Annotated in this window: 31 protein-coding genes and 1 pseudogene; 19 read left to right on the top strand and 13 right to left on the bottom strand. The window is 62.7% G+C overall.

Translation table 11 applies throughout. The features are described 5' to 3' along the window. Positions 1-16: 16 nt before the first annotated feature. On the top strand, positions 17-334 hold the full coding sequence (locus tag NKH04_RS02755) for a winged helix-turn-helix transcriptional regulator (protein WP_352831331.1): 318 nt from the start codon (positions 17-19) through the stop codon (positions 332-334). Positions 335-372: 38 nt separating this feature from the next. On the opposite strand, the gene rcdA is transcribed toward NKH04_RS02755, so the two are convergent. Next, positions 373-900, bottom strand: a complete 528-nt coding sequence (rcdA, locus tag NKH04_RS02750) for a protease adaptor protein RcdA (protein WP_352450833.1) — start codon at positions 898-900, stop codon at positions 373-375. A 581-nt stretch (positions 901-1,481) separates the two neighbouring features. On the opposite strand from rcdA, the gene NKH04_RS02745 reads away from it, so the two are divergent. Beyond that, the gene (locus NKH04_RS02745; protein ID WP_352831329.1) at positions 1,482-2,033 is read left to right on the top strand and encodes a DUF2269 family protein; all 552 of its coding nucleotides are present in this window, start codon (positions 1,482-1,484) and stop codon (positions 2,031-2,033) included. A gap of 41 nt (positions 2,034-2,074) precedes the next feature. Here the strand turns inward: NKH04_RS02745 and NKH04_RS02740 are convergent, their stop codons facing one another. Continuing rightward, positions 2,075-2,845, bottom strand: a complete 771-nt coding sequence (locus NKH04_RS02740) for a sulfite exporter TauE/SafE family protein (RefSeq protein ID WP_352450835.1) — start codon at positions 2,843-2,845, stop codon at positions 2,075-2,077. A 95-nt stretch (positions 2,846-2,940) separates the two neighbouring features. Beyond that, the gene (locus tag NKH04_RS02735) at positions 2,941-3,390 is read right to left on the bottom strand and encodes an Lrp/AsnC family transcriptional regulator (RefSeq protein ID WP_023678010.1); all 450 of its coding nucleotides are present in this window, start codon (positions 3,388-3,390) and stop codon (positions 2,941-2,943) included. Between the two features lie 133 nt (positions 3,391-3,523). Here NKH04_RS02735 and NKH04_RS02730 point away from each other — a divergent pair, with 133 nt between their 5' ends. The 3 genes from NKH04_RS02730 to NKH04_RS02720 all read left to right on the top strand — a co-directional run bounded on the left by NKH04_RS02730 (position 3,524) and on the right by NKH04_RS02720 (position 6,265). Next, a complete protein-coding gene (locus NKH04_RS02730; protein ID WP_352831327.1) occupies positions 3,524-4,408 on the top strand; it encodes a DMT family transporter in 885 nt (294 codons plus the stop codon). 176 nt (positions 4,409-4,584) lie between these two features. Further along, positions 4,585-5,232, top strand: coding sequence for a thiamine phosphate synthase (locus NKH04_RS02725; protein WP_352737793.1), 648 nt, complete (start codon positions 4,585-4,587; stop codon positions 5,230-5,232). Between the two features lies 1 nt (position 5,233). After that, positions 5,234-6,265 carry a tetratricopeptide repeat protein gene (locus NKH04_RS02720; RefSeq protein ID WP_352683356.1) on the top strand — a complete coding sequence of 344 codons (1,032 nt, stop codon included), beginning with the start codon at positions 5,234-5,236 and terminating at the stop codon, positions 6,263-6,265. 42 nt (positions 6,266-6,307) lie between these two features. Here the strand turns inward: NKH04_RS02720 and NKH04_RS02715 are convergent, their stop codons facing one another. After that, a complete protein-coding gene (locus NKH04_RS02715; protein ID WP_353044013.1) occupies positions 6,308-7,372 on the bottom strand; it encodes a zinc-dependent alcohol dehydrogenase family protein in 1,065 nt (354 codons plus the stop codon). Positions 7,373-7,421: 49 nt separating this feature from the next. On the opposite strand from NKH04_RS02715, the gene NKH04_RS02710 reads away from it, so the two are divergent. The 7 genes from NKH04_RS02710 (at position 7,422) to NKH04_RS02680 (ending at position 13,534) form a co-directional block, all read left to right on the top strand. Beyond that, on the top strand, positions 7,422-8,294 hold the full coding sequence (locus NKH04_RS02710) for a LysR family transcriptional regulator (protein WP_353044012.1): 873 nt from the start codon (positions 7,422-7,424) through the stop codon (positions 8,292-8,294). Between the two features lie 138 nt (positions 8,295-8,432). After that, positions 8,433-8,999 (top strand): elongation factor P, encoded by a 567-nt coding sequence (gene efp / locus NKH04_RS02705; RefSeq protein ID WP_023678016.1) that lies wholly within the window; start codon positions 8,433-8,435, stop codon positions 8,997-8,999. Between the two features lie 81 nt (positions 9,000-9,080). Continuing rightward, positions 9,081-9,881 (top strand): inositol monophosphatase family protein, encoded by an 801-nt coding sequence (locus NKH04_RS02700; protein ID WP_023678017.1) that lies wholly within the window; start codon positions 9,081-9,083, stop codon positions 9,879-9,881. A gap of 99 nt (positions 9,882-9,980) precedes the next feature. Then, the gene (gene trhA, locus NKH04_RS02695) at positions 9,981-10,688 is read left to right on the top strand and encodes a PAQR family membrane homeostasis protein TrhA (RefSeq protein ID WP_352849965.1); all 708 of its coding nucleotides are present in this window, start codon (positions 9,981-9,983) and stop codon (positions 10,686-10,688) included. Between the two features lie 115 nt (positions 10,689-10,803). After that, a complete protein-coding gene (locus NKH04_RS02690) occupies positions 10,804-11,829 on the top strand; it encodes a MotA/TolQ/ExbB proton channel family protein (RefSeq protein WP_352831320.1) in 1,026 nt (341 codons plus the stop codon). 1 nt (position 11,830) lies between these two features. Then, a complete protein-coding gene (locus tag NKH04_RS02685) occupies positions 11,831-12,862 on the top strand; it encodes a peptidoglycan -binding protein (RefSeq protein ID WP_023678020.1) in 1,032 nt (343 codons plus the stop codon). 273 nt (positions 12,863-13,135) lie between these two features. Continuing rightward, positions 13,136-13,534, top strand: coding sequence for a hypothetical protein (locus NKH04_RS02680; RefSeq protein ID WP_352831319.1), 399 nt, complete (start codon positions 13,136-13,138; stop codon positions 13,532-13,534). A gap of 65 nt (positions 13,535-13,599) precedes the next feature. Here the strand turns inward: NKH04_RS02680 and NKH04_RS02675 are convergent. After that, positions 13,600-13,957, bottom strand: a pseudogene (locus tag NKH04_RS02675) (DUF1304 domain-containing protein). 185 nt (positions 13,958-14,142) lie between these two features. Between NKH04_RS02675 and NKH04_RS02670 the strand changes: the two are divergent. Further along, the gene (locus NKH04_RS02670; protein WP_352872740.1) at positions 14,143-15,627 is read left to right on the top strand and encodes a carboxypeptidase M32; all 1,485 of its coding nucleotides are present in this window, start codon (positions 14,143-14,145) and stop codon (positions 15,625-15,627) included. Positions 15,628-15,833: 206 nt separating this feature from the next. Continuing rightward, positions 15,834-17,861 (top strand): DUF3857 domain-containing protein, encoded by a 2,028-nt coding sequence (locus NKH04_RS02665; protein WP_352831315.1) that lies wholly within the window; start codon positions 15,834-15,836, stop codon positions 17,859-17,861. A gap of 117 nt (positions 17,862-17,978) precedes the next feature. Here NKH04_RS02665 and NKH04_RS02660 read toward each other — a convergent pair whose 3' ends face one another. Then, positions 17,979-19,781: an ABC transporter transmembrane domain-containing protein gene (locus NKH04_RS02660; protein WP_352831313.1), complete on the bottom strand. Its 1,803-nt coding sequence runs from the start codon at positions 19,779-19,781 to the stop codon at positions 17,979-17,981. Between the two features lie 204 nt (positions 19,782-19,985). On the opposite strand from NKH04_RS02660, the gene rpmE reads away from it, so the two are divergent. Continuing rightward, positions 19,986-20,207: a 50S ribosomal protein L31 gene (gene rpmE, locus NKH04_RS02655; RefSeq protein ID WP_006327661.1), complete on the top strand. Its 222-nt coding sequence runs from the start codon at positions 19,986-19,988 to the stop codon at positions 20,205-20,207. A gap of 69 nt (positions 20,208-20,276) precedes the next feature. Here rpmE and NKH04_RS02650 read toward each other — a convergent pair whose 3' ends face one another. Further along, the gene (locus NKH04_RS02650; protein WP_352831311.1) at positions 20,277-20,918 is read right to left on the bottom strand and encodes a TetR family transcriptional regulator; all 642 of its coding nucleotides are present in this window, start codon (positions 20,916-20,918) and stop codon (positions 20,277-20,279) included. Positions 20,919-21,049: 131 nt separating this feature from the next. On the opposite strand from NKH04_RS02650, the gene NKH04_RS02645 reads away from it, so the two are divergent. Beyond that, positions 21,050-21,529 (top strand): anthrone oxygenase family protein, encoded by a 480-nt coding sequence (locus NKH04_RS02645; protein ID WP_352831309.1) that lies wholly within the window; start codon positions 21,050-21,052, stop codon positions 21,527-21,529. A 27-nt stretch (positions 21,530-21,556) separates the two neighbouring features. On the opposite strand, the gene NKH04_RS02640 is transcribed toward NKH04_RS02645, so the two are convergent. From NKH04_RS02640 to NKH04_RS02630, 3 genes are all read right to left on the bottom strand, one after another. Continuing rightward, entirely contained in the window at positions 21,557-21,868 is a 312-nt protein-coding gene (locus tag NKH04_RS02640) for an Rdx family protein (RefSeq protein WP_352540319.1), read from the bottom strand. Continuing rightward, complete coding sequence (locus NKH04_RS02635) at positions 21,865-22,614, bottom strand: YebC/PmpR family DNA-binding transcriptional regulator (RefSeq protein WP_352540320.1); 750 nt, start codon at positions 22,612-22,614, stop codon at positions 21,865-21,867. Before NKH04_RS02635 ends, NKH04_RS02640 begins: the two co-directional genes overlap by 4 nt. Before the next feature lie 238 nt (positions 22,615-22,852). Further along, positions 22,853-23,176 carry an ArsR/SmtB family transcription factor gene (locus NKH04_RS02630; RefSeq protein WP_352471223.1) on the bottom strand — a complete coding sequence of 108 codons (324 nt, stop codon included), beginning with the start codon at positions 23,174-23,176 and terminating at the stop codon, positions 22,853-22,855. Positions 23,177-23,227: 51 nt separating this feature from the next. On the opposite strand from NKH04_RS02630, the gene NKH04_RS02625 reads away from it, so the two are divergent. From NKH04_RS02625 to NKH04_RS02615, 3 genes are read left to right on the top strand one after another with little or no spacing between them, the layout of a single operon-like run. Then, positions 23,228-23,710, top strand: a complete 483-nt coding sequence (locus NKH04_RS02625; protein WP_352574684.1) for an SRPBCC domain-containing protein — start codon at positions 23,228-23,230, stop codon at positions 23,708-23,710. A gap of 17 nt (positions 23,711-23,727) precedes the next feature. After that, the gene (locus NKH04_RS02620) at positions 23,728-24,090 is read left to right on the top strand and encodes a VOC family protein (protein ID WP_352540322.1); all 363 of its coding nucleotides are present in this window, start codon (positions 23,728-23,730) and stop codon (positions 24,088-24,090) included. Positions 24,091-24,120: 30 nt separating this feature from the next. After that, positions 24,121-24,588 (top strand): SRPBCC family protein, encoded by a 468-nt coding sequence (locus tag NKH04_RS02615; protein WP_352831307.1) that lies wholly within the window; start codon positions 24,121-24,123, stop codon positions 24,586-24,588. A 42-nt stretch (positions 24,589-24,630) separates the two neighbouring features. Here NKH04_RS02615 and NKH04_RS02610 read toward each other — a convergent pair whose 3' ends face one another. The 3 genes from NKH04_RS02610 to NKH04_RS02600 are packed head-to-tail and all read right to left on the bottom strand — an operon-like array spanning position 24,631 to position 26,002. Beyond that, positions 24,631-24,918, bottom strand: coding sequence for a BrnA antitoxin family protein (locus tag NKH04_RS02610; protein ID WP_352450852.1), 288 nt, complete (start codon positions 24,916-24,918; stop codon positions 24,631-24,633). Positions 24,919-24,974: 56 nt separating this feature from the next. Then, positions 24,975-25,181: a BrnT family toxin gene (locus NKH04_RS02605; protein ID WP_352768394.1), complete on the bottom strand. Its 207-nt coding sequence runs from the start codon at positions 25,179-25,181 to the stop codon at positions 24,975-24,977. A gap of 53 nt (positions 25,182-25,234) precedes the next feature. Beyond that, complete coding sequence (locus NKH04_RS02600) at positions 25,235-26,002, bottom strand: TerC family protein (RefSeq protein ID WP_352454918.1); 768 nt, start codon at positions 26,000-26,002, stop codon at positions 25,235-25,237. Between the last annotated feature and the right edge of the window lie 31 nt (positions 26,003-26,033).

Below are 26,033 nucleotides of genomic sequence, written 5' to 3'. Positions count from 1 at the left end.
CCCCATGTCGAGGTGCATGGCGCTGCTTGGCGGGTGCTGGACACCCGAGGTGCTCTGGTCCTTGAGCGACGGCCCGCGCCGGTTCTCCGAATTGCGCCGCGATATCCCAGCCATTTCGGCGAAGGTGCTGACCGGCAGGTTGCGCGATCTCGAGGAGCGTGGCGTCCTCGCACGCCACGTGATGCCGACATCGCCGCCGACCGTGGAGTATGATCTGACGTCATTGGGGCAGGAGCTGCTCCCAGCGATCAGGTCTATCGTGGAGGTCGGATCGCGCCTGCTGCTGCGTGATTCTCCCCGCCTGATGATCGCGAGCCCATCCCTTCGCGGTTAGTCTAGATGGCCGCCGGAGTAGAATTATGAAACGGTCTCTCAGCCGCGGGCGAAAGCCGTGTTGAGCAGCGTGATCTGGTCGGAGACCGGATTGAGGCGACGGCTCGACGGCGGCACCTCGGCAAGGCCGCCATAGATCTCCTCGTCCATCCGGCGCACCAACGCCTGCAGCCGCAGCGAACGGTTGACGAGGTCGATGAAATCCTTCGGCAGCTCGGCCCAGCCGGGCGCCTCGTCATGCGCCGAGGCAGTGTCGAGACGCACCTTGGATTTTTCTGAGGCCACCTGATCGCGGGTCATCTCGCCGGAATTCGCCGCCCGCTGCAAAAGCAGCCACGAGGCGACCTGCATCAGCCTGGTGGTCAGCCGCATCGATTCGGCCGCATAAAGCGTCGCCGCCAGCCTCGACAGCTTCTTGGCCTCGGCGCGGCCCTTGCCGTCGAGATATTCGGCCGCCTGCTCGACCAGGCCCATGCCTTCCTGATAGAGCGGCTTGAAGGATTGGGAGAAAACCCGGCGCTCCGCCAGCTTGATGGTTTTCGCGCTCGCCTTCGAAGGCTCGTTCATCGCTACGCCCCTGCACTTGCCTGACAGCCGGCCGATTCGGCTCTTGGCCGCCATATCCGGCAGCCTAAACGACTGAAGCTTGAAAATGCGCTTCGCTGCCAGCGAAGGCAAGCACATGTTTAACAAACGGTTAACGGCCGCATTTAGCCGGAAGGACGCCCATGCCGGCGGACAAAAAAAGAGCCGCGGATAAGGCGGCTCTCAGGAGTTTAACAGGGAGGCGTCAAACAAAGTGGCTCCAACCACTCGGTAAGAATCCAGATCACTGGATGGACATAGTAAACGCCTGTAAAGCTTAACGAAGCCTTAACGCGGGGCATATTTTTCGATCAAGAACCCAGCATCTGTGCCGTAACAACACAGCTGACTGGCCACGGCGCCGTTCACACCACCGCCTGGAAAGTCGGGGCGACGCGCTTGCGCCATGGTTTCCTCCAAATGGTGACCGGCTTACCGAAACAAAACGGCACTGCGCGCGACATCGTTCCGAAACAGGCGCCGCGCTAAACGCCCGCTCCTCGCAACGAGGCGGAGCAAACCTTGCGCTCCGGCAAATCATCAAATCTCTCAAGGAGCGAATAATGGACTGGTACTCGGCCGTTAAATTTCTGCATATCGTCTCGGCGATCCTCTGGGTCGGCGGCGGCTTCACGCTGATGCTGCTCGCAGTACGCGCCGACCGCGCCGGGAACGTCGAAGGCATGCTGCAGGCGATGCGCGCCACCGGCGAGCTCGGCAACCGGTTCTTCGCGCCGATGTCGATGCTGACATTGCTTTTCGGCCTCATCATGTGCGGCCTCTGGGTCGGCTTTTCCGATCTGTGGGTGCTGATCGGCCTTGCCGGTTATGCGACGACCTTCTGCATCGGCATGTTCATCTTCAAGCCGACTGCCGACCGCATGGCAGGCATGATCGCCAAGGAGGGTGTGACGCCGGCAGTGCTTGCCCAGGGCCAGCGCGTCCTCAGCGCCGCGCGCTTCGACTATTCGGTGATGCTGGTGATCATCGCGGACATGGTGCTGAAGCCGACGCTGCACGACATCACCATTCTGGGCTGCATGGCGCTCGTACTGGCAACCGGCATTGCCCTGGCGCTTGGCAGGACGCGGCAGTTGCTGCCGAGTGCCGCCTGAGGTGTAAGGATATCCGGCGGCGGCCGAATGGGGCCGCCGTCTTACAGGAGGCCGGCGATGCCGTCCCACAGAAGCTTGACCGCGACGACCGCTACGGTCGCATAGGTGAAGGGATAGAACAGCTCCGGCCGCATCCGCCGCACCAGCCAGGCGCCGGCGATGGTCGACAGCGGCGCCAGCGGCATCAGCACCGCCGATGCGGTCAAATTGGTGGTGTCGAACTGGCCGAGCGCGAAATAGGGGATGAGCTTCAGCGCGTTGGTGACGGCGAAAAAGATCGCCGCGGTGCCCGACAGCACCTTCGGATCGAGCCTGATCGGCAGCGCATAGACCTGAAAAGGCGGCCCGCCGACATGGGCGACGAAGCTGGTGAACCCGGCAACAGTACCCCAGAAGCCGGCGGCGACGCGGTTGGGCTCCGCCGCGTGGCCGGCACCGTGGCGGAGTTGCAAATAGAGCCAGCGCAGCACGAAGATCAGGGCAACCGCGCCGACGATCAGCCGCACCATCTCTTCGGTTACAAGTGCCGCCGTCAGCCAGCCAAGGGCGATGCCGATCACGGCGCCCGGCATCATGTCGGCCAGCATCTTGCGGTCGAAGATGCCCCACCACGTCCATACCGAGACAATGTCCATCAGGCACAGAATTGGCAGAAGGATTGCGGCAGCCTGAACCGGCGGCATGGTCAGCGCCATCAACGGCACGCCGACAAAGCCGACGGCGCCGCCGAAGCCGCCTTTCGACAGGCCGACGAGGATGACGGCCGGAATGGCCGCGGCATAGAACCAGGGATCGACGAGCAGGCCTGACATGGGGAAGGGACGCTGGAGGGAAAGTTGAACTCTGGAATAGACCAGAAATGGCCAGACCGCGACCGCAAATATGTGGGCCACGCCACCGAAACCCGTCACATGTTTGGCATGTCGAGCGGCGGCGGGCGTCTCCGGATCGGCTGCGCCTTGATAATGGCGGTGCTGGTTTCGGCCTTGTCGGCGATGCGGTCGAGAATCCCGTCGAGCTCGCCGATCGAGCGGACGAACAGCCGGGCAACGAAGCAGTCATCGCCCGTCACCTTGTCGCATTCGCCGAATTCCGGGATTTCCTCGATCAGCTTCTGGACGATGTGCAGCTTGCCCGGCAATGGCCGGATGCGAACGATCGCCTGCAAGGCGTAGCCGAGCGCCTGCGGATCGATGTCGATGGTGAACGCGCGGATGACGCCGCGATCCTCAAGCCGCCGAAGCCGCTCCGAAACGCTTGGCGACGACAGCCCGACCTGCAGCGCCAGTTCCTTCAGCGAGGTCCGTGAATCCTTGACCAGGATATCGAGGAGCTTTCTGTCGAGCTCGTCCAGCATTTTACAATTCCAAGAAAAAAGCCGATGTCTACCTAATTAAATGAGGTTCGTCCTGCATATCACCAGCTGCAAGTCATGGAAATACCCGATCCGCCGTGGGATTATAAAATCTCAACGGGTTTCAGGAGCATCCATGGACAACACGGTACGCGGCACGATCGAAATGACGGCGGCGATGGCGATCCTCGGCACGATCGGCTGGTTCGTCGTCCTTTCCGGCCAGCCCATCATGGACGTGGTGTTCTGGCGCTGTGCTTTCGGGGCGGTAACGCTGCTGATCATCTGCGCGGCGCTGGGACTGCTGCGTGGCAGGCTGTCGCTTCGCATCGTCGCGATCGCGGCTCTCGGCGGTGCTGCCATCGTTATCAACTGGCTGTTGCTGTTCAGCGCGTTTTCCCGCGCGTCGATCTCGATCGCCACGGCCGTTTACAACACGCAGCCCTTCATGCTGGTGGGTTTTGGCGCGCTCTTCTTCTCCGAACGGCTGACGGTGACCAAGCTGACCTGGCTCGGCATCGCCTTCGCCGGCATGCTGCTGATCGTGCAGGCCGCGCCCGATGCAGGCGATCATGGTACGGATTACTTTACCGGCATTGCGATGGCGCTGGCCGCGGCTTTCTTCTGGGCCGTTGCGGCTATCGTCACCAAGAAGCTCAAAGGCACGCCGCCGCACCTGATCGCCCTGATCCAGGTCTGCGTCGGCGTTCTCATGCTGGCACCCGTCGCCAATCTCACCCACCTTCCCGCCGATGCGCGGAGCTGGGTCATGCTGGCGACACTCGGCATCGTCCATACCGGCCTGATGTACATCCTCATGTACGGCGCCATCCAGAAGCTGCCGACGCATCTGCAGGGATCGCTGTCCTTCATCTATCCCGTCGTCGCCATCCTCGTCGATGTCGTCGCCTTCGGCCATCGGCTGCATCCGGCGCAGATCGTCGGCGCCGCCGCCATCCTGGTCGCCGCGGCCGGCATGAATCTCGGCTGGTCGCTGTGGAAATCGAAGGTGCCTGCGTAGGGCCGCAGGCGACCAGGCGAGGAGAATTTCGGCCAACGGCAGTCATGCGCCGAGCCCTATGGAATCGTTGACGGCAATCGTGATCCCCCTGCCGCCTGTTCAATCCCCGCACTTTGCTCTATGCCGCAATGCAACCATCTTCGCCCGGCATAGGCGATAACCGGGATCGAACACCAATGAATGACGCAACGCCGCCCAACCGCTGCCGTATCGTGCTGATCGCGCCGCCGAACGTGCCGGCCGAGCGCATCGCCGCGGCCTTCGAGGGCGGTGACGTCGCCTCGCTTATCCTGCCGGAAAACGGTATGGACGAGGCCTCTTTCCAAGCCTTTGCCGAGCAGATCGTGCCGGTGGCGCAAGCGGCCGGCATTGCCGTCATCATTGCCGGCGACACCCGCATCGCCGGCCGCGTCCAGGCCGACGGCATTCATGTCGAGGTCGGCAAGGACGAGCTCGCCGAAACGATCCAACACTTCCAGGCCAGGATGATGGTCGGCACCGGCGGCGCCAAGACCCGCGACGATGCGCTGGAACTCGGCGAAGTCAGGCCTGATTACATTTTCTTCGGCCGTTTCGGCTACGACAACAAGCCTGAGCCGCACCCGCGCAACCTGTCGCTCGGGCAATGGTGGGCGGACGTCATCCAGATCCCCTGCATCGTCATGGCCGGATCCGATCTTGCCTCGGTGGAAGCGGTCGCCGCCACCGGCGCTGAATTCGTGGCGCTGTCCAGCGCCGTCTTCGCCGACGACGTCGATCCGAAGATGGCGGTCGCCGCCGCCAACGCGCTGCTCGACGAAACCGCGCCGCGCTTCGAGGACTGACGTGCTCTCGCGGAAAATCCTTTTCAGCGCCTTTCTTGCAACGGCCGTGACGCAGGCGATAGCGGCGGAACCCGTTCCGCTGCCGCAGCCCAGGCCGGATTCCAGCGAACCTGCCGACAAGCCGATCGCCGCACAATTGCCGCAGCCCGCCACCACCACCCCGTTGCCGTCGGCCGACACCATCAACCCCGACCGCTTCGGCGCAAAGCCGTCCGACGCTGCCTATGGCGCCTTTCAGCGCGGACTCTACAAGACGGCCTACAACCTTGCGCTTTCGCGCGCTCAAAACGGCGATCCGGCGGCACAGACGCTGGTGGCCGAGATATTGTCGCGCGGCCTCGGCGTGCCGGTCGACGCGGCAGGGGCGGCGAAGTGGTATGCGCTTGCCGCCGAGCAGGGCGTCCCGGAATCGCAATTCCAGTATGCGCTGATGCTGCTCGACGGCCGCTACGTCAAAAAGGACGAGAAGGAGGCCTATGCGCTGATGCAGGCCGCCGCCGAGGCCGGCAACCGCCTGGCGCAGTTCAATTTTGCGCAGCTGATGGTCGAACAAGAGCCCGGCGATGCCGGTATTGCCAAAGCCGTATCCTATTACGAGCGCGCTGCCGCGACCGGGCTTGCCGACGCACAATATGCGATGGCACAGGTCTACGCCAATGGCGCCGGCGGCAAGCCGCGCGACGATGTCCGCGCCCGCAGCCTGCTGGCACAGGCCGCGCGGCAGAACTACGACACGGCACAGATCGATCTCGCAACCTGGATGATCGAGGGGCGCGGCGGCGCCCGCGACCTGAAATCCGGCTTCAACTGGATGAAGCAGGCCGCCGAGGGCGGCAATGTCGCCGCCCAGAACCGTCTCGCCAAGCTCTACATGAACGGCATCGGCACCGACCCGGATCTGATCCTCGCTGGCGCCTGGTATGTTGTCGCCCGCCGCGCCGGGCTCATCGACCAAGAGATGGACGATTTCCTGCAGGGCCTGACCGACGACCAGACGCAGCAGGCGCTGCAACGGGCCAACCGCCTGCCCTGACCGCGGTCTCGAGACTCATCGCACCGGGCTCGTCAGGCGGGCTCATTGGGTATGATCGAGCACGACCTTGCCGAAGGGCGAGCCGTGTTCAAGGTACCGAAAGGCTTCGGCGGCCCGGCTCCATGGCACGACCCGGTCGATCACCGGTCTCAACCGGTTGACGACAATGGCTCGGTTCATCGCCTCGAAGGATTCGCGTGAGCCCACCGGTATGCCTCGCGCCCGGACCTGCCGGCGGAAGATGTCGAGCGGGTTGATGGCGCCGTCACTGCCGCCGAGATAGCCGATGACGTTGATCTGGGCGCCGCGCGCCGCTGCCCTCAGCGATTGTGCAAAACTCTGCGGTCCGCCAACCTCGATGATATGGTCGGCCCCGCGGCCATCCGTCAATCCCAGCACGGCCGATGCCCAGTCGGGGACGCTGCGATAGTTCACGCCGTCCTGCGCGCCAAGTTGCCTCGCCCGCGCAAGTTTCTCGTCGCTGCTCGACGTCACGATGACGCGCGCGCCGGCAGCGGCGGCGAACTGCACCGCAAACAGCGAAACGCCGCCGGTGCCGAGGCAAAGCACGGTGTCGCCGGGTTTGACGCTGCCCTCCGTAAACAGCGCGTGCCATGCCGTCACGCCGGCGCATGGCAGCGTCGCCGCTTCGGGGTCGCTCAGATTGGCCGGCGCCAGCACCGCCGCCTGTTCGTCGAGCCGGGCAAATTCGCTGAGCAGCCCGTCGATCGGGCCGCCGCGTTGATAGGAGGGCTCGGCCATCGCGAAACTGCCGCCGACCCAGCGTTGCCAGAACGTGCCGCAGACCCGGTCGCCGATCTTGAACCGGCTGACCTCGGCGCCGATGGCAACGACTTCGCCGACGCCGTCCGACAGCGGCACCAGCGGCAATGCAAACTTCGTGTGATAGCTGCCGCGGACGATCTCGGCATCGCGGTAGTTCAGCGCCGTCGCCTTGACCTTCACAATCATCTCCTGGCGCCCTGGCTCAGGCATCGGCCGCTCGACCATTCTAAGGTTCTCGAGGCCGCCCGGGCTCTGCAATTCGATCGCCTTCATCGTCGTTCCTTTCCAGCTGGGTCCTGCCAGAGGAAAATCGCTTGCCATCCATCGGATTTCAAATTCATAATGTTCAGGATAATTATGCTTCTCTGACATGTTCGGGTGTGTCGTGCTTGAAGAACTGAAAACACTGGCGCTCTTTGCCGAGGAGGGTTCGATTCAGAAGGTGGCGCAACGCCTGCCATTGACGCAGCCGGCCGTCACCCGCCAGATCCAGCGGCTGGAGGAGATGCTCGGCACGGAATTGCTCGACCGCCGGCTAAAGCCGTCGCGACTGACCCCGGCCGGCGTAGAGGTGCTGGCACGCGGCAAGGACATTCTCGCCGCCGTCGACGCGCTGAGATCATTCGCCAAGGGCGACGAGCCGGGGGGCCTGCTGCGGCTCGGCCTCGCGCATGGACTTTGCGACAAAGCCGTGGCCGCCGCCATTGGTGATGCCGTGGCGCGGTTTCCGAAGGTCTCGCTGCGTCTGAAGAGCGGCTGGAGCCTTGAGCTGGCCGACCAGCACAAGCGCGGACAGCTTGACCTCGCCGTCATCCTGGACGGCAGCAATTCCAAAGCTGGCGACGGCGTTGTCGGAACCGAGGCCCTCGGCGTCATCGCTGCCGAAAGCACTGTCCGGCAAGCCGACGTCAAGACCATGCCCTGGATCCTCAGCCCTGAGCCTTGCGACGCGCGCCGGCGGCTGGCGGCTGCCCTGGCCGAGGGCGGCCACAGGTTGATGGTCGGCGCCGAGATTCAGGACAGCGCGCTGCAGATCGACTGGGTTCGTCGAGGCCAAGGCCTTGGCCTGCTGCCCAGGCGGCTGCTGCGGGAAAAGCTGCCGCAGGGCATTGCCCTGGTCGACGCTCCCGGCCTCGAGCTGTCGCTGCGAATTGTCGTCCTGCGTTCGCCGCACCTGCATCTTTTGAGAGAGGTCGCCGACGCAGTGACCGAGGCCGTCACCGCGACTGTCAGGACGGACTGAGGCCGCCACGCCGCGCTGCCGGGCCAGCTTCGTTCCCGCTTCATCGGAAGGCGCTCCTTGCCTCTGCTGGCGATTTGTGGTCTTGGAGGCGCCAAATTGCCCTTTGCGGCGATCATCTCATTTCCGGATCACCTCACCATGGCCAAGATCAATGGCAACGAAATCCGTCCCGGCAACGTCATCGAGCATGATGGCGGCCTTTGGGTGGCGGTCAGGACCAACACCGTCAAACCCGGCAAGGGCGGCGCCTACAACCAGGTCGAACTCAAGAACCTGATCAACGGCACCAAGCTCAACGAGCGCTTCCGTTCGGCCGAGACGGTCGAGCAGATCCGGCTCGATCTGAAGGATTTTTCCTTCCTCTACGAGCAGGGCGACGCGCTGGTGTTCATGGACACCGAAAGCTACGAGCAGCTCGAATTGCAAAAGGAGTTCGTCGGCGATCGCGCCGCCTTCCTGCAGGACGGCATGATGGTGACGGTCCAGCTCTATGACGAAAGGCCGATCGGCATTTCGCTGCCCGACCAGGTGACGCTGACCATCACCGAGGCCGACCCGGTGGTGAGGGGCCAGACGGCAGCCTCGTCCTACAAGCCGGCGATACTCGAAAACGGCATCCGCGTGCTGGTGCCGCCGTTCATCGGCTCGGGCGAGCGCATCATCGTCGATACCAACGAAATCACTTACGTGCGCCGCGCCGACTAAGGCGTGATCCCAAAGAGTTGCAGACTTTTTGGATAAGATCATGCGTCAAGGCAAATAGGCGCAGCGACAGGAAGAACAGCAATGGCGCGTTCCGCGATCCTCAATGTCATGGTCCAGGCCGCAATGAAGGCCGGCCGCTCGCTGTCGCGTGACTTCGGCGAAGTGCAGAACCTGCAGGTCTCGATGAAGGGGCCGGGCGACTATGTCAGCCAGGCCGACCGCAAGGCCGAAGACATCGTCTTTGCCGAACTCTCCAAGGCGCGGCCCGGCTACGCCTTCCTGATGGAGGAACGCGGCGTGATCGAGGGCGACGACGGCCAGCACCGCTGGATCGTCGACCCGCTCGACGGCACCACCAATTTCCTGCACGGCATTCCGCTCTTTGCCGTTTCGATCGCGCTGGAGCGCCAGGGCCAGATCGTCGCCGGCGTCGTCTACAATCCGGCGATGGATGAGCTCTATACCGCCGAGCGCGGCGGCGGCGCTTTCATGAACGACCGCCGGCTGCGCGTCGCCGGCCGCACCAAGCTGGTCGATGCGGTGATCGGCTGCGGCATGCCGCATCTCGGGCGTGGCCAGCACGGCAATTTCCTCATCGAGTTGCGCAATGTCATGGCCGAGGTCTCTGGCGTCCGCCGTCTCGGCTCCGCCTCGCTCGATCTCGCCTACGTCGCCGCTGGCCGCATGGACGGGTTCTGGGAAACCGGCCTGTCGGCCTGGGATGTCGCCGCCGGCATTTTGCTGATCCGCGAGGCAGGCGGTTTCGTCTCCGATTTCGCCGGGGGACAGGATGTGCTGAACGCCGGTTCACTGGTCGCCGGCAACGAACTCATCCAGCGCGCGCTGTTGAAGACTATCAAAAGGCCACTCTCAGCCGGCTGATAGAGGCACGCCGCGCTGAACCGCCGCAGTCGCAAAACCGCAACCAAAGCTTGAAATACTGTCCCGCTGCCGCCCAGATAAGGTGGCGCAGGATCATCGATGACGAACAGCCGGCCCCAACCCCAGAGCGAACTCTCCCAGCTCGACATTCCCTTCATGGGGCGCTGGCATTACTCGCGCGCCGAGATCATCGCCGACGGCATTGTCCACGCCGTGGGCATCGTGCTGGCGATCGCTGCCGGCTCGACGCTGCTGGCACTGGCCGCCTATCGAACCGGCCCCGGCGAATACATCGCCGCCGCCTTCTATGTAGTCTCGCTGCTCACCGTGCTGTCGGTTTCGCTGGCCTACAATGTCTGGCCGGTGTCGTCGCCGGCAAAATGGATATTGCGGCGCTTCGACCATGCCGCGATCTATCTGCTGATCGCTGCCACCTACACGCCTTTCCTGGCGCAGCTCGGCGGCGCGCCGCTGGCCGTTTCCATGATCGTCCTGGTCTGGACCGCCGCGGCGGTCGGCATCGCCATCAAGGTCTTTCTTCCCGGCCGTTTCGACCGGCTGGCTATCGTCTTCTACCTAGCCATCGGCTGGAGCGGTATCGTTCTGGTGGAGCCGCTCGTGCGGACGCTGCCGGCGACATCGATCGCGCTCATCGTTGCCGGCGGCATCGTCTACTCCTGTGGCGTGATCTTCTTCGCCTGGAAGGGCCTGCGCTTCCACAATGCGCTGTGGCATGGCTTTGTCGTCACCGGCGCCGGCCTGCATCTGGCCGCAATGGTCGACTGCCTGGTCATCAACCGGCTTTGACCTCCGGTCGCGGACAGTGGCAATATTGCCAAGCGCCATTCAATTTCGTCACAATTCCGTTTAGAGTCGCAAACACAAATTGATCGGCGGCGACGGCATCGGAAACGGGGCACGGATGACTCTTCTCAGATCCTTCGGCATGGGCAGGCGCTCCGACGTTCTGATCTACGACCCGCACAAATTGTCGAGCCCTCAGGTGTTTCTGCTGACCATGGTGATCTTTCTGTTCATCGTGGCCTTCATCGCCGCCATCCTGACCCGCCAGATCTCGACCGCCTTCGTCACCAATCCCGGCCTCAACGGCCTGATCATCGGCGTGCTGGCGGTCGGCATCCTGCTGGCCTTCGTCCAGGTCGGCCGGCTGTTCCGCGAGGTGCGCTGGGTCAACTCGTTCCGCGCCGGTTCCGAAACCACCGAACCGGTGCTGCTGGCGCCGATGAAGGCGATGATCGGCCGCTCCTCGACGATTGCCTTCTCGACCAGTTCGATGCGCACCATGCTGGATTCGATCGCCACCCGGCTCGACGAAAGCCGCGACACGTCGCGCTACCTTGTCGGACTGCTGGTGTTCCTCGGCCTGCTCGGCACTTTCTGGGGCCTGCTCAACACGATCGGCTCGATCCGCGAAACCATCGAGTCGCTCGACCCCGGCACCGGCGATGCGGCGGCCGTGCTCGAATCCCTGAAGCAGGGGCTTTCCGCTCCGTTGGCCGGCATGGGCACCGCCTTCTCGTCCTCTCTGTTCGGCCTCTCCGGCTCGCTGGTGCTCGGCTTCCTCGACCTGCAGGCCGGCCGCGCCCAGACGCGCTTCTATACCGAACTCGAAAACTGGCTATCCTCGGTCACCGACCTGTCCTCCGACATCGTCGTTGCCGACTCGGCCAAGACCGAACCCTCCGAGGAAATCCGGCTGTTGTCGGAAAAGCTGCGCACCCTGCAGGAGAATGGCGGCGGCTCCAATCCGCGCGTCGCCACCGCCATGGCCAATCTCGCCGACGGCATTTCCGGCCTGGTCAAGAACATGCGCTCGGAACAGCAGATCATGCGCGACTGGGTCGAGGCCCAGTCGGACGAGCAGAAGGCGATGCGCAACACCCTGGAGAAGATCGCCGACGCCTTGAAGAAGCCTGGAGTGCATTGACGTGGCGTTGGCACGAGGCCGGCGCTCCGACCGCCGCATCGATTACTGGCCGGGGTTCGTCGATGCGCTGTCGACGCTGCTGTTGGCGATCATGTTCCTGCTGACTGTTTTCGTGCTGGCGCAGTTCCTGCTCGGCCGCGAGATCTCCGGCAAGGACACGGTGCTCAACCGCCTCAATTCGCAGATCAACGAGTTGACCCAGCTTCTGGCGCTGGAACGCTCGACGACGCAGGACAAGGAGGACACCCTTGCCAATTTGCAGGCATCGCTGTCTGCATCGGAGGCGGAAAAGAGCCGGCTCGAGCAATTGCTGGCGCAAGGCGCCGGTGCCGGCGATGCCGCCAACCAGCGCGCGACGGCACTTTCCGGCGAGCTCGACAGCCAGCGCCAGATCAGCCAGCAGGCGTTGAGCCAGGTCGAGATCCTCAACCAGCAGATTTCGGCGCTGCGCAGGCAGATCGCAGCGCTCGAACAAGCGCTCGACGTGTCCGAAACGCGCGACCGCGAATCCAACACCAAGATCGCCGATCTCGGCCGCCGCCTCAACGTCGCACTGGCGCAACGCGTGCAGGAGCTGAACCGCTACCGCTCCGATTTCTTCGGCCGCTTACGTGAAATTCTTGCCGACCGCGAGAACATCCGCATCGTCGGCGACCGCTTCGTCTTCCAGTCGGAAGTGCTTTTCCCGACCGGCTCCGAGGTGATCAACGATGCCGGCAAGGTCGAGATGAAGAAGCTTGCCGATGCCATCATCGAATTGCAAAAGGAAATCCCGCCGGAGATCAACTGGGTGCTGCGCGTCGATGGCCACACCGACAACAAGCCGCTCTCCGGCACCGGCCGCTACCGCGACAATTGGGAATTGTCGACGGCGCGCTCGACATCGGTGGTCAAGTTCCTGATCGAGAACGGCGTGCCGGCCAACCGGCTGGTCGCGGCCGGCTTCGGCGAATTCCAGCCGCTCGACCCCGCCGATACCGAAGAGGCGCGCAACAAGAACCGCCGCATCGAGTTGAAGCTGACCGAGCGGTGATCTGCAAGCCTTTGGCTTGTATCATGCGCCAGGTCGGGCCGGCTCGAGCCGGCTCAAGTCGGCGGCATTTAGGGCACTGGTGCGGCAGCGGCAAGAGCTGAAAAAATTACCATTTTTTAATTACACTTTGCCGCCGTGGCCTTTAGCCTTGGTCATGGGCCGAGAACCGCCGGCGGTGGAACCGCTCATCGCGACGCGACGGAACCTGACGGCCCGCGGCCGGAAGGCAGGACCCTCCCAACCACCGCCTTCCCCAGTAAAGGAGACGCAACCATGCGCTTCTTCGCTCCCAGGAATCTCAGGACTGCTACGCTCGCCACACTTTTCCTCGCCGTTCCGTTTGCTGGCGCTTACGCCGGCCCGCGTGCGACGGCCTTGATCAATCAGATCCAGAGCGTGGAGACGGGTATCCAGGGCGCCATCCGGGCGAACAAGCTCGAGCCGGGCGAGGCGCGCGACTTGCGCACGCAGGTCGCTCAACTCGATCGGGCCGCCCAGAGGGCCGCTCGCCGTGGAACGATGCCGAGCACGCAATATCAGCAGTTGATGGCGCAGCTCGACGATGTCAGCCAAAAGCTGCGCGCTGACACCGGCAGTGCCTTCCTCATCGGCAACGGCGCCGATGGCGGATACTATCCCAACGGCTATGGCCCAACTTATCCAGGCGGCTGAAATCGGCCGCAATGCCCGGCGCTGTGGTAATTGATTTTGCCCATGATCCTTTTCCAGCTTTCGGTTCAGGGATCATGCGCTAGTCCAACGCCAGCGCAAATCAGCGCCAGTACTGCCGGCACTGTCTCGATGAACAGGGATTTTGCGCCCGCCGTTGCCGCCGTAAAGGCCGGCGACGGCGACGCAGAGCAAGAAGAAGACTACTGAAAACCGGCTTCGCCGAGGTAAAGCCCCAGGTCAGGCCGGCTGCGAGAAAGCCGTCGTAAAGCCCTGATTGGCCGCAAGCACTTTCGAGGCCCTGGCGAATTCCGGCGTCAGCCTGAACACCATGTGGCCGCGCGGCGTGTCCCACAGCACCATCTCCAGATAGGCGATGCAGAGGTGGATCACGGCCACCAGCCCGACCAGCACATTGGCGATCATTTTTCGTCTCCCCCATCGCGGTCTGCCGCCGCCGGACGACATTGATCACGCACGCCACCGCTTCCGCGAGGTGCCTTTCGACCGTTGCGGCCGGCAGTCGATGCATCGGTCGCGGACGGTCTTCAGGGGTTGCCAACAGTTTTGCATTGGTATCTTTTCCCGCCGTCAAATCAGCGGAACCCACAATGTCCTTTCAAAAACTCGACGACCTCGGCCACAAGCTCGAAGCACTGGAACACGCCCTCGCCATCCTCGGCGCCGACGAGGCGACCCATATGGCGGTCGGCGGCGGCGAGAAGCGCGCAGAGGCAATGTCGGTGCTTGCCGGCATGCACCATGCCCGGGCGACTGCGCCGGAGATTGCCGACTGGATCGCGGCGGCCGAGCAGGAGGCGCTGAACGAAGAGCAGCAGGCCGCGGTCAGGGAATTCCGCCGGCAATATACCAACCTGACCTGCCTGCCGGTCGAGTTCGTCGAGCGCCAGACGACCGCGCGCATGCGCTCCGAGCAGCTCTGGCGCGACCTGCGGGCCAAGAACGACTGGGCCGGCTTCCTGCCGGCGCTGGAAGGCGTCGTGGCGCTGGTCCGCGAGGAGGCGGCCCTTCGCGCCGAGGTGCTCGGGCTCGAGCCTTACGACGCGCTGATGGAGCAATATGATCCGGGCAATCGCACCGCCGACGTCACGCCTGTGTTTGTCGAGTTGAAGACCTTCCTGAAAGGTTTCGTGCCGGAGGCACTGGCCGTGCAGGAAGAGCGGCTGGCGAAACATCCGCTGAAGCCGCTTTCCGGCAGCTACCCCTTGGACAAGCAGCGCGAGCTCGGCCTCGCCATGATGGCGGCAGTCGGCTTCGACCTCACCCACGGCTCGCTGGCGGTTTCGCACCATCCGTTCTGCGGCGGCGTGCCGAGCGACGTGCGCATCACCACCCGCTACAAGACCTCGGATTTCCTGTCGGCGCTGATGGGCGTGCTGCACGAGACCGGCCATGCGCTGTACGAGCAGAATCTGCCGAAGGCGTGGGCGCACTGGCCGCTGGGCAGAGCGCGCGGCATGGCGGTGCATGAAAGCCAGAGCCTGTTCGTCGAAAAGCAGATCGGCCGCAATCCAGAATTCTGGCGCTGGGCGCTGCCGGTGGTCGAAAGACACCTCGGCGAGCGCTCGACAATCGACGATATCCTGCCGCATGTGCACCGGGTCGAGCGCGGCCTGATCCGCGTCGATGCCGACGAGGTCACCTATCCGCTGCACGTCATCCTGCGCTACGAGCTGGAGCAGGAGCTTGTCTCGGGACGGCTGGAAGCAGCCGACCTGCCCGAAGCCTGGGATGCCAAGATGCGCGATTATCTCGGCCTGTCGACATCAGACAATCCGGCTGACGGTCCGATGCAGGACGTCCACTGGCCGGGTGCCGCTTTCGGCTATTTCCCCTCCTACACGCTGGGCGCCATGATGGCGGCGCAGCAATGGGCGGCGCTGACCAGGGATCATCCTTCAGCCGACGAAGACCTCGCCAAGGGAGATTTCGCCGCGATCAACGACTGGCGCCGCAAAAGGATCTGGTCGCAAGGCTCGCGCTGGTCGACACCGGAACTGCTCGAACGCGCCACCGGCGAAAAGCTCAATGCCGTGCATTTCACCGATCACCTGAAGAAGCGGTACGGGAACTGAGCCGCTTCGTCTATTCCAGGTTCTTGCCGCGGTGACTGCAGAAATCCGCGAAACTGGCCTTTACTTTGGTGGGAAAGCCTCTGAAAAAGGAGTTCTTCCAAGTTGGGCGAGCGTAGATGTCTGTCTGTTACAGTTTTCATAGGATGAAGTCTTTCTGGCCCCGCTTGGTATTTTTCATCTTATTGATCGGCCTGAGTTCTCCGGCCATGGCCGACGACATGGTTCTCAAGGGTCCGGCAGAAAGCTGGGTAAAGCAGCTTGATATTCCGGCTGCCGATCCCACCCGATCGGATCAAATCAAGAATGGCGTTTCATGGCTGCTCTCGGACGACCAGATCAAGCATCGCGCCGGCGGCTATGTCGAGTACTCGCGCACCGTCTATAAAATCGTCGACCGTCCCGGCCTGGATCGTGGCGCGAGTATCGATCTGCAGTTCGATCCGTCCCGGCACAAGGTCACGCTCAACCATCTTCACATCATCCGCGATGGCGCCGTTTTGGACCGGCTGGAAGGTGTCGAATTCGACATCTTCCGCAGGGAAAGAGACGCCGAGAAGGGTGTCTTCGACGGCTGGCTGACAGCACATGTCAACATCGATGATGTGCGCACCGGCGACATCGTCGACTACGGGTCGACCTATGAGATAACGCCGCTGGTCGGCAAGGACCTTTTCTTCAAGAATTTCTCCACCGAATGGGAAGAGCCGGTAGCGCTTATCCGCACAAGCATCATTTGGCCTTCGGACCAGCCGCTCCAGATCAAGACACGGGGAACCCGACTCAAGCCCTCAATCTCCCCGACTGGACCGGACACCACCTATCTGTGGGAGATTCCAAACCCGAAACCGGTCAATGTCGAGGACAACCTGCCCGTGACCTATCCAGGCTGGGGCTCCATCGATGTCGCGTCTACCGCGAATTGGCAAAGTGTGGTCGATGCCGTTGCGCCCTATTACAAGCCAGCGACCGTTTTTCCCCCGGCTTTTGCCGCAAAGCTCGACGACATCGCTCTGCGGCATCCGGTGCCCGAAGACCGGATGGTCGAGGCAATGCGGCTGGTGCAGGACCAGATCCGCTATGTAAGCCTGTCGATGGGTGCCGGTTCCTACGTTCCGCGTGATCCCGCGACGGTCATCCTGAGCGGGTTCGGTGACTGCAAGGACAAGGCCCTGCTGCTGGTTTCGTCGCTTGTGCGGCTTGGCATTGCTGCCGAGGTCGCCTTGGCCGATCTCGACGAGGGACGGGCCCTGGACCAGCATCTGCCGGCGCTCCGCGATTTCGACCATGCCATCGTCAAGGCAAGGATCGGAGCAAAGACATATTGGCTGGACGCCACGAACTATCTTCAGGGCGGCAGGGCGCACAATCTCGCACAGCCCGACTACGGCTTCGCGCTGCCGCTTTCCAGCACCGGCGGGTTGGAGAAGATGCCGAGCCCTGTGCTTACCAGCCCATCGATCCAGATCGCCGAGGAATTCGACTTTCCGCGGAAACCGGGCGATCCCCTCGTGCTGACGGTCTTCTCGACATATGAGGACGCCGATGCCGATTGGATGCGCGGCAATTTCGCCAGCCGGTCGCTGAGCGAGGTGTCGGACGCCTACCTGAAATACTACAACAAGCAATATCCGGGCATCCAAACCATCGCCAAGCCGGAAATCGTGGATCGCCGCGACGGCAACATAGTGAGCGTGAAGGAAAGTTATCGCTTGCCGGCGGAGGCGCTGGCGGCCAACGATCTGGCAAAGAATTTCCCGATCCGCGCGGCCGATCTCGGCAACAACTCTCTTCCAACCCCGACAATTGTCGACCGAACCGGGCCCGTCTCCCTCGGCCCCCAGTTCTATCGCCGCCACAAGGTGACCGTGCGCAACCTCAAGGCGAGGTTTTCCGGCGAGTCGATGAAAAACGTCGTGACACCCTATCTGTCTCTCAAGGCATCCTGGTCCAACACGCCCACCGAATTTCAAGTTGAATGGAATTTTCAGACGCTGGCGACTGAAGTACCGGCCAAGGCGATTGCCGATTATCTGAAAACCGTCGATGACCTCGCAGACCAGGTTCGCTGGCAGTACGATTTTACCTATGAAGAGCCGCCTGCCGATGTGCAGCTCAGCGATCCGGCAAAGGAGCAGCGACAGACCGTCGCCAGCATGCTTTTGTTGTCGTTGCTTGTCGGCGTTCCCCTGTTCATCGCCTATCGACGTGGCAAACGCCGAGCTTTCGGTAGCTGAAGAATCTCGGCGGCCGCTGGGCACCATGACCCCGAAAAGTGGCTGCCGGTTTTCGGAAGAGATCATGGTCAAACAAGAAGATGGAGCCTCATCTCGATTTCATCGGGATGAGCGATGCTACTCTGCCGCGCCCCTGAAAGCATTCGCCCCGGTATCGAACTGCAGCTTGGCCAGCCGCGCATAGATGCCGCCCTTGGCGACCAGGCTCTGATGCGTGCCTTCCTCGACGATGCGGCCGCCATCCATGACCAGGATGCGATCGGCCTTCAGCACGGTTGCCAGCCGATGGGCGATGACGATCGTGGTGCGGCCCTGCATCAGCCGGTCCAGCGCCGTCTGCACCAGCGTCTCGCTTTCGGCATCTAGCGCCGAGGTCGCCTCGTCGAGCAGCAGGATGGGCGCATCGCGCAAAATGGCGCGGGCGATCGCCACGCGCTGGCGCTGGCCGCCCGACAGCGTCACGCCGCGCTCGCCGACCTGGCTGTCATAGCCCTTTTCGAGTTTCAGGATGAACTCGTCGGCAAGCGCGTCCTTCGCCGCCGCCTCGATCTCGGCCTGGCTGGCGCCAGGCCGGCCAAAGCCGATATTGTCGCGCGCGCTTGCGGCAAAGATGGTGACGTCCTGCGGCACGATGGCGATGCGCGCGCGGATCGCCGCCGGATCGGCCTCGCGCAGATCGACCCCGTCGATGATGATCCCGCCGGACTCCGGATCGTAGAAGCGCAGAAGCAGCGAAAACACGGTGCTCTTGCCGGCGCCCGAGGGTCCGACGATCGCCACCGTCTCGCCGGGTTTGACCTGAAAGCTCAGGCCATGGACGGCGGCGCGGTCGGGCCGGGCCGGATAGGAGAAGGAGACATCGTCGAAGCTGATCGCACCTCTCGCCTTTGCCGGCAGCGGCTTCGGATCGGCGGGCGCCTGGATCGCGGGTTTCTCGGCCAGGATCTCGGTCAGCCGTTCGGCAGCGCCCGCTGCCTGGGACAGTTCGCCCCAGACCTCCGACAGGGCGCCGAGCGCGCCGGCGGCGAACACCGAATAGAGCAGGAATTGACCGAGCGTGCCCGGCGACAGCGTGCCGTCGAGCACGTCGCGCGAACCGAACCACAGCACCGCCACGACTGAGGAAAAGATCATGAAGATGGCAAAGAAGGTGAGAAAGGAGCGGGCAAAGATCGAGGCCCGCGCCGCTTCGAACGCTGCTTCCACGGCGGACGAAAAATATCTGGTTACAAGCTTCTCGTTGGTGAAGGCCTGCAGGGTGCGCACCGCGCCGATCTGCTCGCTGGCATAGGCGGTGGCATTGGCAAGCGTATCCTGCGCCAGCCGTGACTTGCGCCGCACCGAGCGGCCGAAGGCGACCAGCGGCAGCACGATTAGCGGAATGGCCGCGATGACCAGGCCGGACAGTTTTGGGCTGGTGAAGACCATCATCGCCACGGCGCCAAGGCCGAGGATGACGTTGCGCAAAGCCACCGAGGCGGTAGCACCGACGGCCGATTTGACCTGTGTCGTGTCGGCGGCGAGCCGCGAGACGATCTCGCCCGACTGGGCTGTATCGAAGAACGAGGGCGACAGCGTGGTGACGTGGGCAAAGACATCGCGGCGGATATCGGCAACGACGCGCTCGCCGAGCGTGATGACGAAATAGTAGCGGCTGGCCGATGCCGCCGCCAGCACGGCGGCCATCACCACCAGCATGGCGAAATATTCGGCAATGAAGCTGGAATCGGAAGCGGAAAAGCCGTGATCTATCATCCGCCGCACGGCCAGCGGCAGCGCCAGCGTCGTCGCCGCCGCGACGGCCAGTGAGACGATCGCGCCGATGACCATTTTGCGGTAATGGGTGATGTAGGGAAACAGGCGCTGCAGCGGCTTCAGCGAGCGCCTGCGCTCGTCTGCATCGCCGCTGATGTTCGCCATGACCGTTTCCTTTGGCCCTTTGAGGCTTGCGCCATCAATATGCGCTTGCCGCGGCCTTGTGATTCAATTCCGGCTGATGTATAGGCTCGCCGACCGTTTTAGAAGCCGTGGCTCCTCAATAGCTGCGGCTTCGAGTTTTAAAAAGGGGCGCATCGACGCATGCTTCAGCCCGTCGGCAGCACCCGGCAAGCCAGGAACAGACCCATGAAGACCGATATCCATCCCGACTACCACACCATCAAGGTCGTCATGACCGACGGCACCGAATACATGACCCGTTCGACCTGGGGCAAGGAAGGCGATACGATGAACCTCGATATCGACCCCACCACCCATCCGGCCTGGACCGGCGGCCAGCAGACCCTGCTCGACCGCGGTGGCCGCCTGTCGAAGTTCAAGAAGCGTTTCGAAGGCTTCGGCCTCTAAGCCGCATTGGCATTTCGCAGATCGAGAAACCCGCCTTCGTGGCGGGTTTTTTGTTGGGAAAATACGGCCCTACCCGCCGAGCAACTCGCGCAGGGCCATCCGCTTGTAGGCAGCAACCAGCCGGTCGCCTTCTTGCCGCCCGACCGAGATCGCCAGCCGCATTGCGGCCTCGCCCATCTGCCAGATGAGAAACGCCGTCGTTTCGAGCGCTTCCGGATCGGCGGACGGCCGCAGCCGTTTCAGCACGGCCGTAAGGAATTCGGCGTTGGCCCGGCTGTCGGCGAGCTCGAGTTCGCGCAGCGCCTTGTCGGCCTGCGTGCCCGACCAGATGTCGCGCATCACCGGCTCCGCCAGGAACATTCCGTAGTAGATATCCACCAGTTCCGAAAATGCCCGGCGCAGGCCTTCGGCGTCATTGACCTCGGCTAGCGCTGCCGCAATGCAGGCCTGGCTTTCGGCGGTGTAGCGTTCGGCCAGCGCCCAGATGATCGCCCTCTTGTCGGGGAAGAACTGATAGAGCGAGCCGATCGACACACCGGCCCTCTCGGCCACCTCGCCCATGCGCATGGCGTCGCTGCCTTGCTCGGCGATCAGCGCCGAGGCGGCGGCCAACATCCGCTCGACCCGCTCGCGGCTGCGCTGCTGGCTCGGTGCCCGGCGCGGCGATGCGATCTGCTCGTTGCGGGAACCCGGTGCAGCGGTGCCTTCCATGACTGTCTCCAGAAAAATGGCTTGACTGAGAAAATACGAGGGTTTATCACGTTTTGCAAATGTGAGGATCATTCATATTTTTAGACGACACACCAATCGAACTGCTCGAATCTGAAGCCGGAGGAACTGACATGATCATGAAACTGCTTCCCACCCTCACCTTCGTCGCTGCCATTGGGTCAGGCGTTGTCGGCGGCGTTTTCTTCGCCTTCTCCAACTTTATCATGCCGGCGCTCGCCCGCTTGCCTGCCGGAGGCGGCATCGCCGCCATGAATTCGATCAACATCACCGTGATTACGCCGGCATTCATGACCGCGCTTTTCGCCACCGGGCTGGTCTGTCTTGTCCTTGCCGCCGGCGCTCTTATCGGCTGGAGCCAACCGGGTTCGTTCTGGCTCCTCGCCGGCGCCCTGATCTACCTCGTCGGCAACCCGATCGTGACGATGATGTTCAACGTGCCGCTCAACAACGCCCTGGCCGCGGTCGATCCGGCAAGCGCCAACGGCGCCGCGGTATGGGCCACCTATCTCAGGGACTGGGTGATGTGGAACCATGTCCGCACCATCACCGCCATCGTGGCGCTGGGCTGCTTCATCTTCGCATGGCGGTGAATGCAGGACGGAAGTCCTAAAAGGCCGTCAGGCAGGGTCTTTTGACTTATGGCCCTTGCGGTCGGCATGGCCCAGATCGCGATCCGGATCGATGACGTCGCGAACCAGTTGCTTGAGCTTTGCGGCGTCGGGAAAACCGCCGTCACGCTTGCGGTCCCAGACCAGCGTGTCATTGCAGGAAATGGTGAAGATGCCGCCGGTGCCGGGCACCAGCGTCACTTCGCCCAGATCGGTGCCGAAGGTGGACAGCAGCTCCTGCGCCATCCAGCCGGCCCTGAGCAGCCACTGGCACTGGATGCAATAGGTGATACGGACTGTGGGCAGCGCGTGTTGGATCATGCCGCGCTGAGCTTTGCCAAGGTCTCCTCGTCGACCTCGAAATTGGCGTAGACGCTCTGCACGTCGTCGTCGTCCTCGAGCGTCGCGACCAGCTTCATCAGTGATTGTGCCCGCTCCTCGTCGACCGCGATATTGGTCTGCGGCTTCCAGATCGGCTTCACCGATTCAGCCTCGCCAAGCGCGCCTTCCAGTGCCTTCGACACCTCGCCGAGATTCTCGAAGGCGCAGTAGATCGTGTGCCCGTCCTCGTCCGACTGGACGTCGTCGGCGCCGGCCTCGATCGCCGCGTCCATCACCTTCTCGGCGCTGCCGGCCGATGCCGGATAGTAGATCTCGCCGACGCGGTCCCACATGAACGATACCGAGCCGGTCTCGCCCATCGCCCCGCCCGCCTTGGTGAAGGCAGCGCGTACATTCGACGCCGAGCGGTTGCGGTTGTCGGTCAGCGCCTCGACGATCAGCGCGACGCCGCCTGGCCCGTAACCCTCGTAGCGCACGGCTTCGTAGGTCTCGGCATCGCCCATCGACGCCTTGTTGATGGCGCGCTGGATATTGTCCTTCGGCATCGACACCGCCTTGGCGTTCTGCACCGCAAGGCGCAGGCGCGGGTTCATCGATGGATCGGGCGTGCCGCTCTTGGCGGCGACGGTGATTTCGCGCGCCAGCTTGGAAAACATTTTCGACCGCACCGCATCCTGGCGGCCCTTGCGGTGCATGATGTTCTTGAACTGTGAATGGCCAGCCATGGCACCCCTGTCATCTTCTCGGCTAGAGCATCTGCCGCCTGGTGAACCACCCGGCATCTTGCAAAAATGCTCGAATTCAAAATTTCAGAACGTCCTGCTGCGTCCCTGACGGACGGACGGCGCTCGCTGTCGGAATGGCCGGCTTATAGATAAATCGGCTCAATTCGTCCAGCCGCGCCATTGCTGCCGGCACGCAAGGCTTTCAAGATCCGAAAATCGGCAGGCTTCGGCAAACCTTTCATCCCTCAAGATCGGATTTCAGCCGGTCGAGGATGCCGATCGCGTGCGTGGCATATTGACTGATCCAGCGGTCGTGGATGTGCTTGATCGGCAGCGCGTTGAGATGGTTCCAGCGTTCGCGCCCCTCGCGCCGCGCCACGACCAGGTCGGCCTCCTCCAGCACCTTCAGGTGCAGCATGACCGTGCAACGGTCCATGTCGGGGAAGGCATCGCACAACATGCCGGTGGTCTGCGGCGCATCCTTCAGCCGGTCGAGCAACGCACGCCGGCGCGGATGCGCCAGCGCCTTGAAAACATTGTCGTCCCGCGATTGGCTTGACATGTTATATTTCTATAACATATCTTTGTGCCATTCAAGGAAGGAGCTGTGGATATGTCTCTTGGATTCAGGGTTTCTGGCCGCATCGGCAAACCCGTCGCCGAAGTCTTCGATGCGGTCGTCAATCCGAAGAAACTTAGCGGCTACTTCACCACGATCGGCGGCGCCAGCGCACTGCTGGTGGCGGGCGCCACCGTCATCTGGTGGGGCAAGGTTCCCGTCGAGGTCGACGAGGTGAAGAAAGACAGCCGCATCGTGCTGCGCTGGGATGCCACCGACGCCGACGGCAAGCCAGCCTACAAGACCCGCATCGAGATGAATTTCGAGCCGCTCGACGATGGCGGCACCTTCGTCACCATCGCCGAAACCGGCTGGCACGAGAACGCGGTCGGCCTGAAGAAATCCTACCTCAATTGCGAGGGCTGGTCGCAGATGCTGGCCTGCATGAAGGCCTATGTCGAATACGGCATCAATCTGCGCGACGGCTATTACCGCAGCGAGATGAAGGGCGAGCCGGCCAACGAGAACAACATCTGAGAGCAAATGGAGTAAGAATGACCGCGAAGATCACCGGCGGCATCAACATCGCGATGAAGGTCCCGCCACATCAATACCAGGCAACGATCGCCTTCTATCGCGACGTCATCGGCCTGAAGCCATTCACGGCCAAATCGCCGGCCATCGGGTTCGAACTCGGTCCCAATCGACTGTGGATCGACGAGGCGCCGATGATGAGCCAGGCCGAGATCTGGCTGGAACTGTTCACCGATGATTTTCCAGGCGCGGCGGAGCATCTCGCCGAGGCCGGCGTCGTGCGCTGCGATGCCATCGAGGCACTGGGTGAAGGCTTTCGCGGCGGCTGGATCACCAATCCGGCCAACATCATTCACCTCGTACGCGAACCCGATGCCTGGTGAACAGGGCGGCGCCGTGGAAAGGAGGACGCTATGAAAATCCGTGAAACACCGACCGCCGAAGCCGGCATGCTGATAAGGCGGCCGGTCGCCGACGTATTCGAAGCCTTCGTCGATCCGGCGATCACGACGAAGTTCTGGTTCACCCATGGCAGCAACAGGCTGGACAGCGGCAACAAAGTTCGCTGGGAATGGCGCATGTATGGCGTCTCGACGACGATCAATGTCAGTGAGATCGTCGATAACAAGAAGATCGTCATGCAATGGAGCGATCCGCCGACTACGGTGGTCTGGACTTTCGAGGAGATGCCGGGCAACACGACCTTTGTCGAGGTCCGCAATTTCGGCTTTGCCGGCAGCCCTGACGAGCAGGTCAAGCAGGCGATCGGCTCGACCGGCGGTTTTGCGCTGGTGCTCGCCGGCGCCAAGGCGTGGCTGGAGCAAGGCGTGATGCTCGGCCTGATCGGCGACCGCCACCCGAAGGACGTTCCAGCAAATTAAGTAACGGCGAGCCAAGATCGGCTGGCAACAGACCGCGAATGCTCAGGAACGCCGCTTTTCCTGCTCTAGCACATGACGGCGGAGCACGCGGTTGATCTCCGTTTGATAGCCACCGCCTTCGACATGCTCCTTGAACCAGGACAGCACATCAGCGTCAAGCCGAATGGTCACCGGCTGCTTTAGTGGCCGGTAGAGGTGCCCTCGGCGAGCATGAACCCAATTCTCGGCCGAAGTTTCCGGAATGTCGGACGTGTCAATTTCGCTGTCAGGCAAATCTGCCAAATTGGCGAGCTGGTTGCGCTGATCTTGGCTAAGTTCCTTCCTGCTCATAGCGCCTCCATTCATGCGGCGTTGCTTTCCGGACACCGACAATCCGAATTCGTTCCTCATCTTCGAGATCGGGATAAGTGTGAACAACGAGCAGTACCACCAGCCCTCATCCCGATCGCATGCCACCTTTGCTCGCCATCTTCAAACCGGTCAGGCACAATCAGATGAAGCGGATCCTTGAAGACATCTTTGGCGAGATCGAACGCAACACCATGCTTCGCACGGTTGCGCTTGGCCTTCTCGGGATCCCATCCAAATCGCAATATGGCGGCACCGTTATTTACAAAATTGTACGCACAATTCTGTAAGAGTCAAGTCAATGCCCGCCCCCGCCCTTTGCCTTCTTCCGCCGCCGAGCCAGCATGTTGAGCCCTTCGACCAAGGCCGAAAAACCCATGGCGGCGTAGATGTAGCCTTTCGGCACGTGGTAACCCATGCCGTCGGCGATCAGCGTCATGCCGATCATCAGCAGGAAGCCGAGGGCCAGCATGACGATGCTGGGGTTCCTGGCGATGAAATCGGCCAGCGGCCCGGCCGCCAGCATCATCACGCTCACCGCCACGATCACCGCGATGTACATGATCGCGATTTCGTCGGTCATGCCGACGGCGGTGATGATCGAGTCGATCGAGAAGACGAGGTCGAGCAGCAATATCTGGAAAATCGCGCCGGCCAGCGAAAGCTGCAGCGTCTCGCCCATCATGGTGTCCTGGTGATCATCGAGATCAACCGTGTGGTGGATCTCCTTGGTCGCCTTCCAGACGAGAAACAGGCCGCCGGCGATCAGGATCAGGTCGCGCCATGAAAAGCCGTGGCCGAAGGCGGTGAATATCGGCGTCGTCAGTTGGACGATGATCGAGATGGTGGCCAGCAGGATCAGCCGCATCACCAGCGCGGCGGATATGCCGAGCCGCCGGGCGCGGGCCCGCTGCGCTACCGGCAATTTGTTGGTCAGGATCGAGATGAAGATCAGATTGTCGATGCCGAGCACGACCTCCAGCACGACCAGCGTCAGCAGCGCGACCCATGCCGTCGGGTCGGAGACAAAGGCGAAATGCGGCGCCAGGAATTCGACTAGCTGCATGGAGGTCGTCCCCTCTACGATCTAGAGCAGT

It is taken from the genome of Mesorhizobium sp. M1365 (assembly GCF_040317865.1).
Classification (GTDB): domain Bacteria; phylum Pseudomonadota; class Alphaproteobacteria; order Rhizobiales; family Rhizobiaceae; genus Mesorhizobium.
Note: the sequence above shows the minus strand (reverse complement) of the source record. Positions and strands in the feature narration are given on the sequence as shown.